General features: G+C 73.6%; 15 protein-coding genes. 7 read left to right on the forward strand and 8 right to left on the reverse strand.

Annotated elements, in window-relative coordinates:
• Window positions 1–73: 73 nt before the first annotated feature.
• Entirely contained in the window at window positions 74–1096 is a 1023-nt protein-coding gene (locus ACFU5G_RS23560; protein WP_377250246.1) for an LLM class flavin-dependent oxidoreductase, read from the reverse strand.
• Between the two features lie 112 nt (window positions 1097–1208).
• Here ACFU5G_RS23560 and ACFU5G_RS23565 point away from each other — a divergent pair, with 112 nt between their 5' ends.
• The gene (locus ACFU5G_RS23565; RefSeq protein WP_377250248.1) at window positions 1209–1403 is read left to right on the forward strand and encodes a hypothetical protein; all 195 of its coding nucleotides are present in this window, start codon (window positions 1209–1211) and stop codon (window positions 1401–1403) included.
• Between the two features lie 104 nt (window positions 1404–1507).
• On the opposite strand, the gene ACFU5G_RS23570 is transcribed toward ACFU5G_RS23565, so the two are convergent.
• Window positions 1508–2884, reverse strand: a complete 1377-nt coding sequence (locus tag ACFU5G_RS23570; protein ID WP_377250251.1) for an NAD-dependent malic enzyme — start codon at window positions 2882–2884, stop codon at window positions 1508–1510.
• Between the two features lie 152 nt (window positions 2885–3036).
• On the opposite strand from ACFU5G_RS23570, the gene ACFU5G_RS23575 reads away from it, so the two are divergent.
• A complete protein-coding gene (locus ACFU5G_RS23575) occupies window positions 3037–3534 on the forward strand; it encodes a GNAT family N-acetyltransferase (RefSeq protein WP_377250253.1) in 498 nt (165 codons plus the stop codon).
• On the opposite strand, the gene ACFU5G_RS23580 is transcribed toward ACFU5G_RS23575, so the two are convergent.
• From ACFU5G_RS23580 to ACFU5G_RS23595, 4 genes are all read right to left on the reverse strand, one after another.
• Window positions 3506–4258 carry a tyrosine-protein phosphatase gene (locus tag ACFU5G_RS23580; protein ID WP_377250255.1) on the reverse strand — a complete coding sequence of 251 codons (753 nt, stop codon included), beginning with the start codon at window positions 4256–4258 and terminating at the stop codon, window positions 3506–3508. The genes ACFU5G_RS23575 and ACFU5G_RS23580 overlap by 29 nt on opposite strands.
• Window positions 4259–4341: 83 nt before the next feature.
• A complete protein-coding gene (locus ACFU5G_RS23585) occupies window positions 4342–5517 on the reverse strand; it encodes a MerR family transcriptional regulator (protein ID WP_377250257.1) in 1176 nt (391 codons plus the stop codon).
• A 198-nt stretch (window positions 5518–5715) separates the two neighbouring features.
• Window positions 5716–6672 carry a ribonuclease Z gene (locus ACFU5G_RS23590; protein WP_377250260.1) on the reverse strand — a complete coding sequence of 319 codons (957 nt, stop codon included), beginning with the start codon at window positions 6670–6672 and terminating at the stop codon, window positions 5716–5718.
• A gap of 90 nt (window positions 6673–6762) precedes the next feature.
• Window positions 6763–7137 carry a hypothetical protein gene (locus tag ACFU5G_RS23595; protein WP_377250262.1) on the reverse strand — a complete coding sequence of 125 codons (375 nt, stop codon included), beginning with the start codon at window positions 7135–7137 and terminating at the stop codon, window positions 6763–6765.
• 169 nt (window positions 7138–7306) lie between these two features.
• On the opposite strand from ACFU5G_RS23595, the gene ACFU5G_RS23600 reads away from it, so the two are divergent.
• Window positions 7307–8653 (forward strand): hypothetical protein, encoded by a 1347-nt coding sequence (locus ACFU5G_RS23600; protein WP_377250264.1) that lies wholly within the window; start codon window positions 7307–7309, stop codon window positions 8651–8653.
• An 88-nt stretch (window positions 8654–8741) separates the two neighbouring features.
• On the opposite strand, the gene galE is transcribed toward ACFU5G_RS23600, so the two are convergent.
• A complete protein-coding gene (galE, locus tag ACFU5G_RS23605) occupies window positions 8742–9764 on the reverse strand; it encodes a UDP-glucose 4-epimerase GalE (protein WP_377250267.1) in 1023 nt (340 codons plus the stop codon).
• A gap of 55 nt (window positions 9765–9819) precedes the next feature.
• Here galE and ACFU5G_RS23610 point away from each other — a divergent pair, with 55 nt between their 5' ends.
• A complete protein-coding gene (locus ACFU5G_RS23610; protein ID WP_377250269.1) occupies window positions 9820–10527 on the forward strand; it encodes a LysE family translocator in 708 nt (235 codons plus the stop codon).
• Between the two features lie 3 nt (window positions 10528–10530).
• Here ACFU5G_RS23610 and ACFU5G_RS23615 read toward each other — a convergent pair whose 3' ends face one another.
• Window positions 10531–11463 carry a winged helix-turn-helix transcriptional regulator gene (locus tag ACFU5G_RS23615; protein WP_377250271.1) on the reverse strand — a complete coding sequence of 311 codons (933 nt, stop codon included), beginning with the start codon at window positions 11461–11463 and terminating at the stop codon, window positions 10531–10533.
• A 166-nt stretch (window positions 11464–11629) separates the two neighbouring features.
• Here ACFU5G_RS23615 and ACFU5G_RS23620 point away from each other — a divergent pair, with 166 nt between their 5' ends.
• The 3 genes from ACFU5G_RS23620 to ACFU5G_RS23630 all read left to right on the forward strand — a co-directional run bounded on the left by ACFU5G_RS23620 (window position 11630) and on the right by ACFU5G_RS23630 (window position 14994).
• A complete protein-coding gene (locus ACFU5G_RS23620) occupies window positions 11630–12883 on the forward strand; it encodes an MFS transporter (RefSeq protein ID WP_377250273.1) in 1254 nt (417 codons plus the stop codon).
• A gap of 87 nt (window positions 12884–12970) precedes the next feature.
• Complete coding sequence (locus ACFU5G_RS23625) at window positions 12971–14434, forward strand: tyrosine-type recombinase/integrase (protein ID WP_377250275.1); 1464 nt, start codon at window positions 12971–12973, stop codon at window positions 14432–14434.
• 143 nt (window positions 14435–14577) lie between these two features.
• On the forward strand, window positions 14578–14994 hold the full coding sequence (locus ACFU5G_RS23630) for a YciI family protein (RefSeq protein WP_121382527.1): 417 nt from the start codon (window positions 14578–14580) through the stop codon (window positions 14992–14994).
• Window positions 14995–15108: the final 114 nt, after the last annotated feature.

Consider the following 15108-nt stretch of genomic DNA (forward strand, 5'->3'; position numbering starts at 1 on the left):
GGGTGAGATCCGCGCCCTTCCGCTGTCGGCCCGCCAGCCCCGGCCCCCGCAGGGAGCGAGCGCCCGCCGAGGGTCAGCGCCAGCCGAGCGCCGGCGCCACGTGCTTGACGATGTTCTCGATCACGTGGGCGTTGTAGTCCACGCCGAGCTGGTTGGGCACGGTCAGCAGGAGCGTGTCGGCGGCGTCGATCGCCTCGTCGGCGCGCAGGTCCTCGATCAGGGCGTCCGGCTCGCCCGCGTAGGTCTTGCCGAACCGGGCCGGGCCGGTGTCGAGGTGGCCCACCTGGTCCTCGCTGTAGACCTCCATGCTGAAGTACTGCCGGTCGCGCTGGTCGGTGATCGGGAAGATGCTGCGGCTGACCGACACGCGCGGGGTGTGCTCGTGCCCGGCCTCGGCCCAGGCGTCGCGGAACCGCTGGATCTGCTCGGCCTGCAGGCGGTGGAACGGCACGCCGGTGTCCTCGGTGAGCAGCGTGGAGGACATGAGGTTCATGCCCTGGGCCGCCGTCCACTCGGCCGTGGCGCGGGAGCCCGCACCCCACCAGATGCGCCGGCGCAGCCCCTCGGAGTGCGGCTCGATGCGCAGCAGGCCCGGCGGGTTGGGGAACATGGGCCGCGGGTTGGGCTCGGCGAAACCCTCGCCGTCGAGCGCCTCCAGGAACCGGGCGGTGTGCTCGCGCGCCATGTCGGCGCCGCCGGCGTCCTTCGGGGCGGGCTCGTGGCCGAAGTACCGGTAGCCCTCGATGACCTGCTCGGGTGACCCTCGGCTGATGCCGAGCTGGAGCCGCCCGCCGGAGATCAGGTCCGCGGCGCCGGCGTCCTCGGCCATGTACAGGGGATTTTCGTAACGCATGTCGATGACGCCGGTGCCGATCTCGATGCGGCTGGTGCGCGCGCCGACCGCCGCCAGCAGCGGGAACGGCGAGGCGAGCTGCCGCGCGAAGTGGTGCACCCGGAAGTAGGCGCTGTCCGCGCCCAGCTCCTCGGCGGCCACGGCCAGGTCGATCGACTGCAGCAGCGCGTCCGACGCCGAGCGGGTGCCCGACGTCGGGTGCGGTGTCCAGTGACCGAAGGACAGGAACCCGATGTTCTTCACGCTGACCTCAACTCCCCCGGGATGCCCGTCCCGTCCCGTGACGAGGGGAACGTTCCCGAACCGTTATCGGTACCGGGGCATCGTTTCCGACTCCCCGGGCGTCTGTATCAGTGTGAGCAACAACGACGCCTTCCTCGACCGCACCACCTCCGCGCAGCCCGACCACTTCTACGGTCGCACCCAGCCGGAGACCGTGCGCTGGTGGATCCCCCTGGTGGCCTCCACCGGCGCCCTGCTCGTCCTCGTCCTGGGTACCGCCGCCGTCGTCAGCGGCCTCGTGAACCAGGCGATCGGCAGCATCGGCTGACCGTCCCCCCCAGGGGCGCCCAGCGCAGAGGCCCGGCCCGACGGCTCATCGCCGTCCGACCGGGCCTTCGTCGTGCCGGGCCGGTCGCCCCGGCCCTGAAGAGCTCAGACCTGCCGGCGCACCGCGTCCGCCACGGCGTCCGCGACCCGGTGGTCGAACACGCCGGGGATGATGTAGGCGCTGTTCAGCTCCTCGGGCGCGACCACCTCGGCGATCGCGACCGCAGCCACCCGCAGCAGCTCCGTGGTGATGTCCGTGGCCCCCGTGTCCAGCAGCCCGCGGAACAGGCCTGGGAACGCCAGCACGTTGTTGATCTGGTTGGGGTAGTCGCTGCGCCCGGTGGCCACCACCGCGGCGGTCTCGGCCGCCTCCAGCGGGTCCACCTCCGGCGTCGGGTTGGCCAGCGCGAACACGATCGCGTCCTGCGCCATCTGCGCGACGTCCGCGCCCGACAGGATGCCGCCCGCCGAGACCCCGACGAACACGTCGGCGCCCTTGAGCCCCTCCTGCAGCGTGCCCGCGAAGCCGTCGACGTTGGTGTTGTCCACCAGCCAGCGCCGGTGCGGGTCGTCGGTGACCACGCCCGGGTGCAGGGCGCCGTCCCGGCCGAACGCCACGATGTGCCGCGCGCCCTGCGCCTTGAGCAGCCGGATGATCGCGTTGCCCGCCGCGCCGACGCCGGACACCACGATCCGCACGTCCGCCAGGTCCTTGCCGACCACCTTCAGGGCGTTGACCAGCGCCGCCAGCACCACGATCGCCGTGCCGTGCTGGTCGTCGTGGAAGACAGGGATGTCCAGCTCGGCGCGCAGCCGCGCCTCGATCTCGAAGCAGCGCGGCGCCGCGATGTCCTCCAGGTTCACGCCCCCGTACACGGGCGCGATCGCCTTGACGATCCGCACGATCTCGTCCGTGTCCGTCGTGTCCAGGCACACCGGCCAGGCGTCCACCCCGCCGAACTCCTTGAACAGCGCCGCCTTGCCCTCCATCACGGGCAGCGCCGCGGCCGGGCCGATGTCGCCCAGGCCCAGCACCGCCGTGCCGTCCGTGACGACGGCGACCGTGTTGCGCTTGATGGTCAGCCGGCGCGCGTCCTCGGGCTTGTCCGCGATCGCCAGGCACACCCGCGCCACACCCGGCGTGTACGCGCGCGACAGGTCGCGGCGCGTCTTGAGCGGCACCTTGTTCGTGACCTCGATCTTGCCGCCCAGGTGCATCAGGAACGTCGAGTCGCTCGACTTGAGCACCTCCGCGCCGTCGACGGCGTTCACGGCCGCCACGACCCGCTCGCCGTGCTCCGCGTCGATCGTGTCGCACGTGACGTCCACGACCAGGCCGTGCGACGTCGAGTGCGCGATGTCCACGCCCATCACCGCGGCCCCGGCGTCGGCTACCGCCGCTACCACCGTGCTCGTGGCGCGCTGCGAGGCGGCCACCTCCACGCGCAGGGTGATGGTGTAGCTCGGGCTCGGCAGCGACATCGTCGTTTCTCCTCGGTCCTCCGGCCCTCGTCGGCCGGCACAGGCGCACGGGCGTGCGCGCACCTGGAGATTCCTACCCCCAGGACGTGACGTGCGCCACACGAGCCCGCCATCCGGACGGCGCACCCGCGAGCGCCCCGCAGGATGGGCACGTGAACGTCTCCCCCGACTCCCCCGCCCGCGACGACGTCCTGCGCCTGCTGGACGAGCACCTGACCGACATGTTCGCCACCTCGCCGGCCGAGAGCGTGCACGCGCTGGACCACACGGCGCTGCTCGCGCCGACCATCACGTTCTGGACCGCGCGGGACGACGACGGCACGCTCCTGGGGTGCTGCGCGCTGAGCCGGCTGGACGGTCCCGACGGCGCGTACGGCGAGATCAAGTCGATGCGGACCGCGGGCCCCGCGCGGGGCCGCGGCGTCGCGTCGGCGCTGCTCGCCGCCGTGCTGGCCGAGGCCCGGCGGCGCGGATACCCGCGCGTGAGCCTGGAGACCGGCACGGAGGACTACTTCGCGCCGGCCCGCCGCCTGTACGCGCGCCACGGGTTCGTCGGGTGCGACCCGTTCGGCGCCTACGTCCTGGACCCGAACAGCGTGTTCATGACCCTCGAGCTGCCGGCTACCGCAGGAGCGTCCGCAGGCTCGTGATCCGCGCCTGGTCCAGCCCCGCGTACCGCAGGTAGGCCACCGGGTCCAGGTCGGCCAGCCACTCCAGCAGGGCCGCGCGGCGCTCGCCGACGCGCTCGTCGAGCTGGCGGGCGGTCCAGGTCTCGCCGCGGTGCTGCACCCAGGCGCCCCGTTCGACGTCGTAGGCGACGCCGCCCCCGCGGTGCGTGGTGCCGCGGAAGGCGCGCTCGTAGTCCTGCGCGATCGCCTGGTGCTCCACGCCCGTCAGCGACAGGAGCAGGGCGGTGATCATGCCGGTGCGGTCGCGGCCGGCGGCGCAGTGCACCAGCACGGGCCCGGGGGCGTCGGCGATCGCGCGGAAGACGCCGGCGAACAGGTGCGGGTACATCGCGATGTTCGGCGCGTAGGAGCGCGGGTGGTCCAGCCACGGGCCGCAGGTCTCCAGGAAGTGCGGGTCGCCGGGGTCCTCGGTCGGGGTGTGGTGCGTGGCGACCTCGCGGGGGCGCCCGGCGTCGGGCATGAGGTCGTGCGCCTGCTTGACCTCGGCGGGGTTGCGCAGGTCGACGACGGTCGTGAGCCCGTCGTCGATCGCCTCCGCCCAGCCGGTGGCCGTCATCGGCTCGGGCGCGCCGGACCGCCAGACGCGGCCGCGGACGGTGACCTCGCCGTCCTCCAGGGGGAGGCCGCCGAGGTCCCGGAGGTTGACGGCGCCGTCCCAGACCTGGAGGTTCACCGGGTTGCTCATGCCCGGCATCGTGGGTTGGTGTCCACGGGCAGGTCAACGGGTAGAACTGCCCGTGGACACCGGCTCCTGGTCAGGCGTCCGGGTCAGGCGTCCAGGTCGACGACGACGAGCGCGTAGTTGTCCGGGGCGCCCGCGGCCTCGACGGCGTCGGCGATCCGCTGCGCGACGTCGTCCGGGTCGCCGGGCCGCGTCAGCAGGTCCGCGAGCCGGCCGGGCTCCAGGACGGCGTGGACGCCGTCGCCCGTCAGCACGATCCGGTCCGCGGGGCGCACCGACGTGGCGGCCAGGTCCGGTCCGTCGCCGGAGTGCCCGCCGGTCCCGGCCGGGACGAGTGCCCGGTTCAGCAGGCTGCGGTCCTCGTGCGAACGGGCCTCGTCCGGCGTGAGCCGGCCCTCCTCGATGAGCGCGGCGACCACCGTGTGGTCGCGGGTGAGCTGGTCGGCGCGACCGTCCCGCACGAGCCACAGCCGCGAGTCGCCGACGTGGGCGCTGAACAGCGTGGACCCCACCAGCAGCGCGGCGGTGGCCGTGGTGCCGAAGTGCCTGGGGTCGGGCAGCGCGGCGGCCTCGGCGTCGAGTGCCCGCTGGGCTTCCGCGAAGGCCGCCCGGAGCGCGGCGGTGGGGTCGCCGTCGGCGGGGTCGCCGTCGGCCGCGTCCCAGGGCTCGTCCAGCGTGGTGAGGGCGTCGATGACGAGCCCGGCCGGGACCGGGCTGCCGTGCGGGCCGAACCCGTCGGCGACGACGAACAGCGAGCGCCCGGCGTGCAGGGCGTCCTGCTGGGCGGGGCGTACGCCCTGGCCGAGCCGTGCGGCGCTGCCGAGGGTGAGGGTGGGGCCGGTGGTGGGCATGCTGGTCTCCTTCGTGCGCAGGTGCTGGACGACGGAGGCGACGATGTCGCGGCGCGACGCGGTGTCGGCCTCGACCTGGCGCCAGTACGCGCTCACGAGGTCGGCGGCGACGCCCGACGGCGCGGCCGCGACCTCCCGGATGCGTTCCAGCGGCATGCCGACCAGGCGCAGTCGTGCGACCAGCCGGGCCCGGTCGAGCTGGGCGGGCGCGTACCAGCGGTACCCGCTGAACGTGTCCACGCGGTCCGGGCGGAGCAGGTCGAGCTCGTCGTACAGGCGCAACGCCTTGGGTGTCAGGCCGGACCCGCGGGCGAACTCGCCGATGCTCAGGTGCTCCAGGTCGTCATCCTCGTCCCCGGCGACGGTCGCCGGTGCCCAGGAGCGTGGGCGTTCCCCCGGGGTGAAGGTCAAGAGCGGGCGTCTCGACCGTGCGCCGGTACCGTGCCCAGAAATGCCTAACGGCCCCTCCAGTGAGAACTGAAAGGGCCGCGGCCGAACTATAACCGGGAGACCTGCCCCGGCTTTCACGAGAAGCCTAGACCACTCACATCACCGCCGCCACCGCTGGCGACCTGGACCGAGCACCGCTCTGGTTCACGCGGCCCGATCTCACCGCCTCCGCGGCACCGGCACCCGGTCCAGGTCGGCCGCCACCGTGAGCTCGCCGTCGAACACCGTGCGGGCCTCGCGCTCGAACTCTGTCGGGTCGGTGTACCGCTGCGAGAAGTGGGTCAGCACGAGGCTGCGCACGCCCGCCTGCGCCGCCACGGTCGCGGCCTCCAGGGCGGTCAGGTGCCCGTGGTCGTGCGCGAGGTCGCGGTCGCGGTCCAGGTAGGTCGACTCGATGACGAGCAGGTCCACGCCGTCGGCCAGGCGCCGCACCGCGTCGCACATCCGGGTGTCCATGACGAACGCGAAGGACTGCCCGGGCCGCGGTTCGCTGACGTCCTCCAGCCGGACCGTGCCGCGCGCGGTCTCCAGCGTGCCCTCGCGGGTGAGCCGGCCGACGTCGGGCCCCGCGATGCCCGCCTCGGCCAGCCGCTCCGGGACCATGCGGCGGCCGTCGGGCTCGTCGAGCCGGTACCCGTACGCCTCCAGCGAGTGGTCCAGCCGGGCCGCGCTGAGCACCGCCGGGCCGTGCAGCTCGCCCGGCACGCGGCGTACCTCACCGTCGCGGCTCAGTCCCTGCAGCGCGAGGCGTTCCTGGTGGTAGTACGCGGTGGCGTCGCACAGGTTCTCGACCCAGCGGCGGCCCGAGTCCGGGAACACGATCGGGATCGTCTGCGGCACGGCGTCCAGGCTGATGCGCTGCACCACGCCGGCCAGGCCGAGGCTGTGGTCGCCGTGCAGGTGCGTGATCGCGATGCGGGTCAGCGCCGTCGCGGAGATCCCGGCGTGCAGCATCTGGCGCTGCGACCCCTCGCCCGGGTCGAACAGGATGACCTCGTCGTCCCAGAACAGCACGTAGCCGTTGTGGTTGCGGGTGCGGGTCGGCACCTGGCTGGCGGTGCCGAGGGCCACGAGCTCACGGCTCGAGACGCGGTGGTTGGCTGGGCGCTGGAACACGGTCGCATTGTGTCCCGGAGCGCGGCCCACGGCACGGGAAAAACTCCCGCGGCGGCACCGATACCGCCTACGGTCCTAACTTTCCAAAGATCACCCGCAGCCGGGCAAGACGTTCAGCGGGTCGCAGCCGTACCGGGCCTGGGCGAGCAGCAGCACGGCGTAGCCGAACCCGGCGAGCATGGCTCCGCCGACCAGGATGTTCAGGATCGGGTAGGTCCCGCCCTGCAGCACGGGGGTCAGCGCGAGGCCCGCTCCCGCGAGCAGGCAACCCAGTGCCACAATGGTGATTGGGCTGGTCAGAGCGTCGGAAGTGGACAGCTGAAGCCAGCCGAACCGTTCCCCCACCAAGACCAGCGCGACGTACGGAAGAGCGAACGCGAGCGCCGCGATGGCGCGCCAGTCCATGATCGAAAGCTTCGCCAGCATCATGACCTCCCCATTTGCACCGCCCCAGGCGGTGGCCAAACACCCACCGTAAGTGTTAATAATCGGGGGGCGGTCCGCTATCTTTGGTAGTGATTTTCACAGAATCCGACATATTCGTACGATCTCCACTTTCAGGACTCTCGCTCAGGTGGCACCCTGTGGCGCGTCGTCGCGCCAACGGCGGCACGGCGGTCGAGAAAGGACGCGCATGGCGAGGGACGAACGCGTGGGCAAGCCCGCGTACGCAGCGGTGTCGACCCGGATCACCGGAATCCAGCTGGCCGGAGCACGACTGCGAGAGATCGCCGTCGTGCGGATCGACGAGCGGGGCGCGGTGGTCGACGAGTGGTCGGCGGTGCTGCATCCTGACGGCGCGTGGATCGCGCTGGCCGACGTCGCCGCCACCCTCCGCGAGCGCCTGTCGCAGATGGCGATCGTGACGCACAACGGCCGGCTCGGCATCGAGGTGCTGCGTTCGGAGCTGTCGCACCTGGGCTGGGAGCTGCCCACGCTCGCCCAGCTGACGATCATCGACGCGAGCTACCACTACCTGCCGGGCCTGGTGCACCGTCGCCTGTCGGACTGCTGCACCGCGGCGGGCGTGCCGTTCGAGGGTGGCCAGCCGAACTCCGGCCCGCTCAACGAGGCGCGGGCGGTGGCCGGGCTGCTGGCCCGGTTCGTGCAGAGCGCGAGCGGCCTGCCGGACCTGCCCGAGCTGCTGCAGGTCACGCTGCGCGCCTGGGTCTACCCGTGGCCCGAGGGCCCCACCCGCACGCCCGAGCCCCCGCGCCCGTGGCCGGGCCGTCGCGGGCCGAGCGTGCTGACCACGCTCGCCGGCCAGCCCCTTGCCGACGCGATCGCGGCCGTCGCCGACGTGCGCACCAACGGCTACCTGTCCCTCGTCGCCGAGACGCTCCAGGACGGCCGCCTGACGCCGCAGACGTCGTCGGGCCTGGCCGAGGCCGAGCCGCTGTACCGGCTGACGCCGGACGCGGCCGCCGACATCCGCAAGAAGTTCTTCGACGCGCTCGTGCAACAGGCGATCGAGGCTGACCGGTACCACCTGGAGGCCCGCCAGGAGCTGTGGCGCGTCGCGGACACGCTCGGCTGCGCCCGGGAGTCGGTGATCGAGCCGATCGTCGAGGCGACGCCGGTCGAGTTCCCCAAGCTGGTGGACGAGTCGGGTACCAAGAAGCCCACCGACGGACGCCGCTCGTCGTCCCCGGCGCAGATGCGCGCCTGGGCCATCGCCAACGGGTTCGACGTCGAGGGCTACATCCGGCTGCCCTGGTCCATCGTGCGGGCCTTCGAGGAGGCCCACGCCGAGCCCGTGGACCGCACGGTGCGCCAGACCGTGCTGGAGGAGCCGTCGGCCAGCGAGCGCGCGACGCGCAACGAGTCCCGGTCCGCCCTGGGACCCGACCAGCGGCCCATCCCGATGCCGGCGCCGCGGGCCAACCCGCGGCCGTCGGGCACCCCGGACCCCGACGAGGGCGTGCCCCAGCTCGACTTCGACCGGCTGGAGACGCCGCCGATCGGCAACCCGCTGGTCTGAGCCGCTTGGCCTGAGGAGCAACGACGTGGGGCCCGCAGCCACCGGCTGCGGGCCCCACGTGTGCTCAGGGAGACATGCTCAGGCAGCCTCAGCTGCCCGGGAAGCCCTCGGGGTTCTGCGACTGCCAGCGCCAGGTGTCGGCGCACATGTCGTCGATCGTCTTGGTGGCGCGCCAGCCCAGCTCGGTGTTGGCGCGCGTCGGGTCGGCCCAGAACGCGGGCAGGTCCCCGGCCCGGCGCGGCCCGATCTCGTAGGGCAGCTCGCGCCCCACGGCACGCTCGAACGCCTTGAGCAGCTCCAGTACCGACGTGCCGGTACCGGTGCCCAGGTTGAACGCCCGCGCCGGCTCGGCCATGTCGTCCAGGTGCTCCAGGGCCGCCACGTGCCCGGCGGCGAGGTCGGTCACGTGCAGGTAGTCGCGCTCGCACGTGCCGTCCGCGGTCGGGTAGTCGTCCCCGAACACCGTGAGCCGGTCCCGGCGTCCGACGGCGACCTGCGCGATGAACGGCATCAGGTTGTTCGGGATGCCCTGAGGGTCCTCGCCGATGTCGCCGCTCGCGTGCGCCCCGACCGGGTTGAAGTAGCGCAGCAGCGCCACCTTCCAGCCCTCGGAGATCTGCGCGATGTCCGACAGGACGCGCTCGATCATCACCTTGGTCTGCCCGTACGGCGAGGACGAGGACAGGTGCTCGTAGTCCTCCGTGTACGGCACCGGGGCCTTTTCCCCGTACACCGTGGCCGAGGAGGAGAACACCAGCTTGGTGACCCCGTACTTGGCCATCGAAGCCGCCAGGGCGAACGTCGACTCGAGGTTGTTGCGGTAGTAGTCCAGGGGCCGGGCGACCGACTCCCCCACCGCCTTGAACCCCGCGAAGTGGATCACGGCGTCGATGTGCTCGTGCGCGAACAGCCGCTCGGTCTTGTCGGCGTCGGTCAGGTCGAAGGCGTGGAACGGGATCTCCCGGCCCGCGAGCGCCTCCAGGCGGCCCTGCACCGAGGGCTTCGAGTTGGAGAAGTCGTCGACCACGATGACGTCGTGACCGGCGGCGACCAGGGCAAGGACGGTGTGCGAGCCGATGTAGCCGGCCCCACCTGAGACGAGAACGCGCATGGCTTCCAAAATACCGGCTCGTTCGCGCGCTCCGGGCACTGGTACGTTCGCGCGCGTGACGGTCCTCGACGCGATGCTCCTGTTCGCGCTGGTCGCGATCCCCCTGACGATCATGCCGGGCCTGGACAGCGCGCTCGTGCTGCGCACCGCGGTGGTCAGCGGGCGCGGGCACGCCTACGCGACGGCGCTCGGCATCAACGTGGGCACCCTGGCGTGGGGCGTGGCGGCCGCCGTGGGCGCTACGGCGGTGCTCGCCGCCTCCGAGACCGCCTACCGGGCGCTCACCCTGGCCGGCGCGGCCTACCTCGCCTGGCTCGGCGGCCGGCTGCTGTGGACCAGCTTCCGCCCGGGGAGCTACGACGCGCTGCCGGGCGGCGTCGTCCCCGGCGCTCTCCCGTCCGATGCCGCCCCGTCCGGTGCCGTCCGCCCGGTCGCGACCCGGTCCCGGTGGCGCTCCTTCGCCGTCGGCGCCACGACCAACCTGCTCAACCCCAAGGTCGGGGTGTTCTACCTGGCCACCATCCCCCAGTTCCTGCCCGACGGCGTGCCGCACCTGCTCATGGGCGTCCTCCTCGCGACCGAGCACAACGTCCTCGGGCTGGTCTGGCTCGGCCTCCTGATCCACGCCGCCGGGCTCGCCAGGCGGTGGCTGTCCGGGCGCGCGATCGCCCGCGTCACCGACCGCGTGACCGGCGTCGTGCTGCTCGGCTTCGGCGGACGCATCGGCTGGAACGCGCTCACGGGTCAGGCCCGGGCGATCTGACGGCTAGCCGCGCGCGGGCCGCCCGGTCTCCGCGCGGCCGGCCTCGGTGCGGACCGTCTCGGTGCGCACCGCCTCGCTGCGCACCGCGTCCAGCATGTCGTCCACGGAACCCGCCGGGTCGGTCACCGGCGCCTGGACCCGGCGCACGACGCCGTCGGGCGCGATCAGGAGCGTGGTCCGCTTGAGCCGGTCCGTCCCGGCGGCCCGGAACACGGGCAGGCGCAGGGCGGACGCCGCCAGGCCGTCCTGGTCCGAGGCCAGCGCGTAGGGCAGCCCCGCGTGCGTGGCGAAGGCCGCGAGCTGGTCGGGGCGCTGGGTGGACACGCCGAGCACCCGTGCACCGGCGTCGGCGAGCGCCGCGGCGCGCCCGGCGTAGGTGACGCACTCGAGCGTGCAGCCGCGGGTGCCGGGGATGTCGCCCCAGCCGGCGGGGTAACCGTCCGTGTCGGGGGCGTAGGCGCCCGGGAAGAGGAACAGCACGGTCCAGCGGTCGGGGTCCACGAGGCCGACGGCGGTGCCGTCATGGGCCCTGAGCGTCACGTCCGGCACCCGCGTCCCCACGAGGGCGTGCACCCGCCGCGCCTCGGCGTCGCCGACGGCGCCCGAGACGGTGCCGTCGCCCATCACGTGGCGGGTCCCCCACTCCTGCAGCGCGACGAGCACGGGCACGAGCCCCTCGCCGCGGCGGGTGAGCCGGTAGTCGAACCGGGGCGGGTGCGCCGAGTACGGGACCCGCTCCAGGACGCCGTCGTCCACGAGCCGGCCGAGGCGCTCGGTCAGGGCGCGCCGGCTGAACCCGAGCTCGTGGGCGAGCGCGTCGAAGCGTGAGACGCCGGCCGCGGCCTCGCGCACGATCAGCAGGGACTGCCAGTCGCCGATGACGCCGAGCGACTGCGCGATCCCGCAGTCGGCGTCGGCCAGGTCCTCCTTGCGCATGCGCGCCATCCTCTCGCAGGTCGTGGCCCATGCCGCGCCGCCGGGACAACTCGCAGGGCTGGTGTGCCCGGCGGCGTTGCGCCCGCCGCCGTCCTTCTGCCACTGTACGCGCAGTGCGTTCCAAAATGGAACTCACTACCCATCCGACCCACCCGGAGGCACACCCATGACGACGACGGCCCGGACCGCCGCACGCTCCTTCTGGACCTTCTGGGCGGCCACGACGACCAGCAACACGGGCTCGGCGGTCACGAAGATCGCTCTGCCCCTGACCGCCGTGCTCGTCCTCGACGCCGGACCGTTCGAGACCGGACTGCTCGCCGCGGCGTCCTACCTGGCCTGGATCGTCATCGGGCTGCCCGCCGGCGCGATCGTGCAGCGCTGGCCGCTGCGTGCCACCCAGATCGGCACCGACCTCGTCCGGGCCGCCGCCATCGTGTCGGTGCCGCTGGCCTGGTGGGCCGGTCACCTGACCCTGGCCCAGCTGTTCGTCGTGGCGCTCGCGCTCAACTTCGCCGAGGTGCTCTTCTTCAGCGCCAGCACCACGTTCATCACCTCCGTCGTGCCGCGTGACCAGCTCACGAGCCGCAACTCGCTCATGTCCGGGACCCACGCGGTGACCGAGCTGGGCGGACCCTCGCTGGGCGGGCTGCTCGTCCAGCTCGTCGGCGCCGCGCCCGCGCTGCTGCTCGACGCGGTCTCCTACGTCGCCTCCGCGGTGCTGCTGCGCACCCTGCCCGAACGGCGCCAGCCGGGCGACGACGACCCGACCCCGCTGCGCCGCCGGATCGCCGAGGGCTGGCGGTTCGTCACCACCCACCCCGTCCTCGCGCCCTGCACCTGGTGGGCGTGCGTGGTCAACACGGTCTGCGGCGCCCAGCTCGCCCTGTTCGCGATCTACCTGGTCCGAGAGCTGCACGCACCCGCCGCCGTCGTCGGGCTGCTGCTGGCGACCGAGGGCGTCGGGGCGCTGCTCGCCGCGGCGGCCACACCCTGGCTCGTGCGGCGGTTCGGCTCGGCGCGCGTCGTGCTGTTCGACGGGCTCGTCGGGTTCGCGGGCGCGCTGCTGATCCCCGCGGGCATCGGCCACTGGGGCTGGATCTGCTTCGCCGCCGGCAACCTGCTCTTCGCGGCCAGCGTGGTCCCCGGCAGCGTCGTCACGCGCACCTACCGGCAGGTCGCGAGCCCGCCCGAGCTCCTGTCCCGCGTCATGGGCACCGTGCGCTTCGTGTCCTGGGGCTGCATCCCCCTGGGCGGGCTGATCGCCGGGGCGGTCGCCGAGACGGCCGGGACCCGCGCGGTGCTGCTCGGGTCCGCCTTCGTGATGCTCGCCGGCCCCGCGATCCTCGCGGCGAGCCCGGTGCGGCGCCTGCGGAACCTGGAGGACCACGAGAGCGCGCCGCAGCACGCCGCGGCGTGAGCGTGCTCGGCACGCCGCTCCTCGACGCGCCACCGACACGCCCCGCGCGACCACGACCAGGCGGAACGCCCCGACTACGCTGCCCCCGTGGCGTACACCGAGCAGCGCACCGACTCCGAGGGCCGCACCGGCTACGTGGGCCGATACCGCGTCGACGGGCGCCTGCGCAGCACCCGCCGCTTCACGGTCCGGCGCGAGGCGCTCGCGGAGGCCCGGCGGCAGGAGGAGGCGGGCAAGCACGCCGAGTGGATCGACCCGTCCGCCGGCCGCGTCACGGTGGCCGAGTGGTTCGCCACCTGGCAGGAGGCCCGCGTGGACCGCGCGCCCCGCACCGTCGAGGCCGAGCACGAACGCTTCCGGTCGCTGGTCGCGCCCACGTTCGGGGACCGCCCGCTGCGGCAGGTCACCCACGAGGACGTCGCCCGCTGGGCCGCCACCATGACCTCCCCCACCACCGGTGAGACCGCCTCGCCCGCCCGGCGGCGGGACGCGGCCCGGCTCCTGGTGGCCCTCCTGGACGCCGCGGTGGACGCGCGCCGGCTGCGCACCAACCCCGCGCGGACGCCGTCGGGCAAGGTGCCGGCCCTGCCGCGCGCGCCCAAGACCAAGCCGCACCGGTACCTGTCCCACGAGCAGCTGCGCCGCGTGGCGGACGCCACCGCGTCGCCGCAGACCCGCACCCTCGTGCTGCTCACGGCCCTGACGGGCCTGCGCTGGGGCGAGGTCAGCGCCCTGACGGTGGCCGACGTCGACCCGCTGCGCCGGCGCGTGCGCGTGGCCAAGGCCTACACGCGGCTCGACGACGGCACGCTGCTGCTCGGCGACACCAAGACCCACGCGCGGCGCGAGGTGCCGCTGCCGTCCTCCCTGGTGGACGCCGTGGCCGCCCAGGCGGCGGGGCGCGCGCCCGGCGACCTGCTGTTCACCGGGACGCGCGGCGGACCGCTGCGCCGGGAGAGCTTCGACCGCTCCGCGTTCCGGCCCGCCGTCGACGCGGCCGGCGGCGCCGTCCGCACGCTGCGCCAGGCCCTCGGCCTGCCCGCCCCGGGCCTGTACGACGACGGGGTGGTCGCCGCGGTCCGCCGCCTGCAGTCCGAGGGCGGCGTGGAGCCGACGGGCGTGGCCGACCCCGCGACGTGGGCGCTGGTGGCCGGCGCCGACCGGGCGCGGGCGACGATGACGCGCGGCGAGAAGGTCAGCCGCACCCGGCTGCTCACGGCGCTGGCGCGGACCACGCTGGCGCCGGGTGCCGAGGACTTCGACACGCTCACGCTGCACGACCTGCGGCACACCGCGGCGTCGCTGGCCATCTCCGGCGGGGCCACGGTCAAGGCGGTGCAGCGCATGCTGGGGCACGAGTCGCCGGTGCTGACGCTGTCCACGTACGCGGGCCTGTTCGAGGACGACCTCGACGCCCTGGGCGAGACGATGAGCGCGGCGTTCCAGGCGTCCGCCGTCGTGCCCGGGGCCGCGACCGATGCGGCGGGCGGCGCGTCGGGCGGGTCCTCGGCGGTCACGCCGATCCGGGCCGTACGCACCCGCGCGGGCTGAGCCGAACTTTTTTCTCGGGAATCGGTGATCCTGATGTCGAGAACCCGACGAGGGCTCCGTCCTAGGGTCGAGGGCGCGCAACGGCGTCCGTACCGCGTCCACGACGCAGGGCCCCACGGGGCCCATGACCCAGGGAGACAACCATGGCGAAGTACCTGCTGCTGAAGCACTACCGGCGCGGCGGCCCCGAGTGGGTGCCCGGCACGGACGTGCCGATGGACCAGTGGAGCCCGCAGGAGATCACCGAGCACATCGACTACATGCGCCGGTTCGCCGAGAAGCTGACCGAGAGCGGTGAGTTCGTCGGCGAGGGCGCGCTCTCGCCGGAGGGCACGTTCGTGCGGTACGACGGCGAGGGCCGCCCGCCGGTGACCGACGGGCCGTTCGCGGAGACCAAGGACCTCATCGCCGGCTGGATGATCATCGACGTCGAGTCTCAGGAGCGCGCCTACGAGGCCGCGGCGGAGCTGTCCGCCGCGCCCGGCGTCGGCGGGCGCCCCATCTACGAGTGGCTCGAGGTGCGGCCGTTCCTGGGCGAGGACCTGACGATCTCCGAGTGACGCTCGCTGGTGAACGACACTGTGCGACCTGAGGAAGGCTGGACGTGGACCACGACGCGGTGAACGACCGGGTGCGGACTCTGGCACCGCAGGTCCTCGGCGTCCTCGTCCGTC

The sequence above is a fragment of the Promicromonospora sp. NPDC057488 genome, assembly GCF_042802395.1.
GTDB lineage: Bacteria > Actinomycetota > Actinomycetes > Actinomycetales > Cellulomonadaceae > Promicromonospora.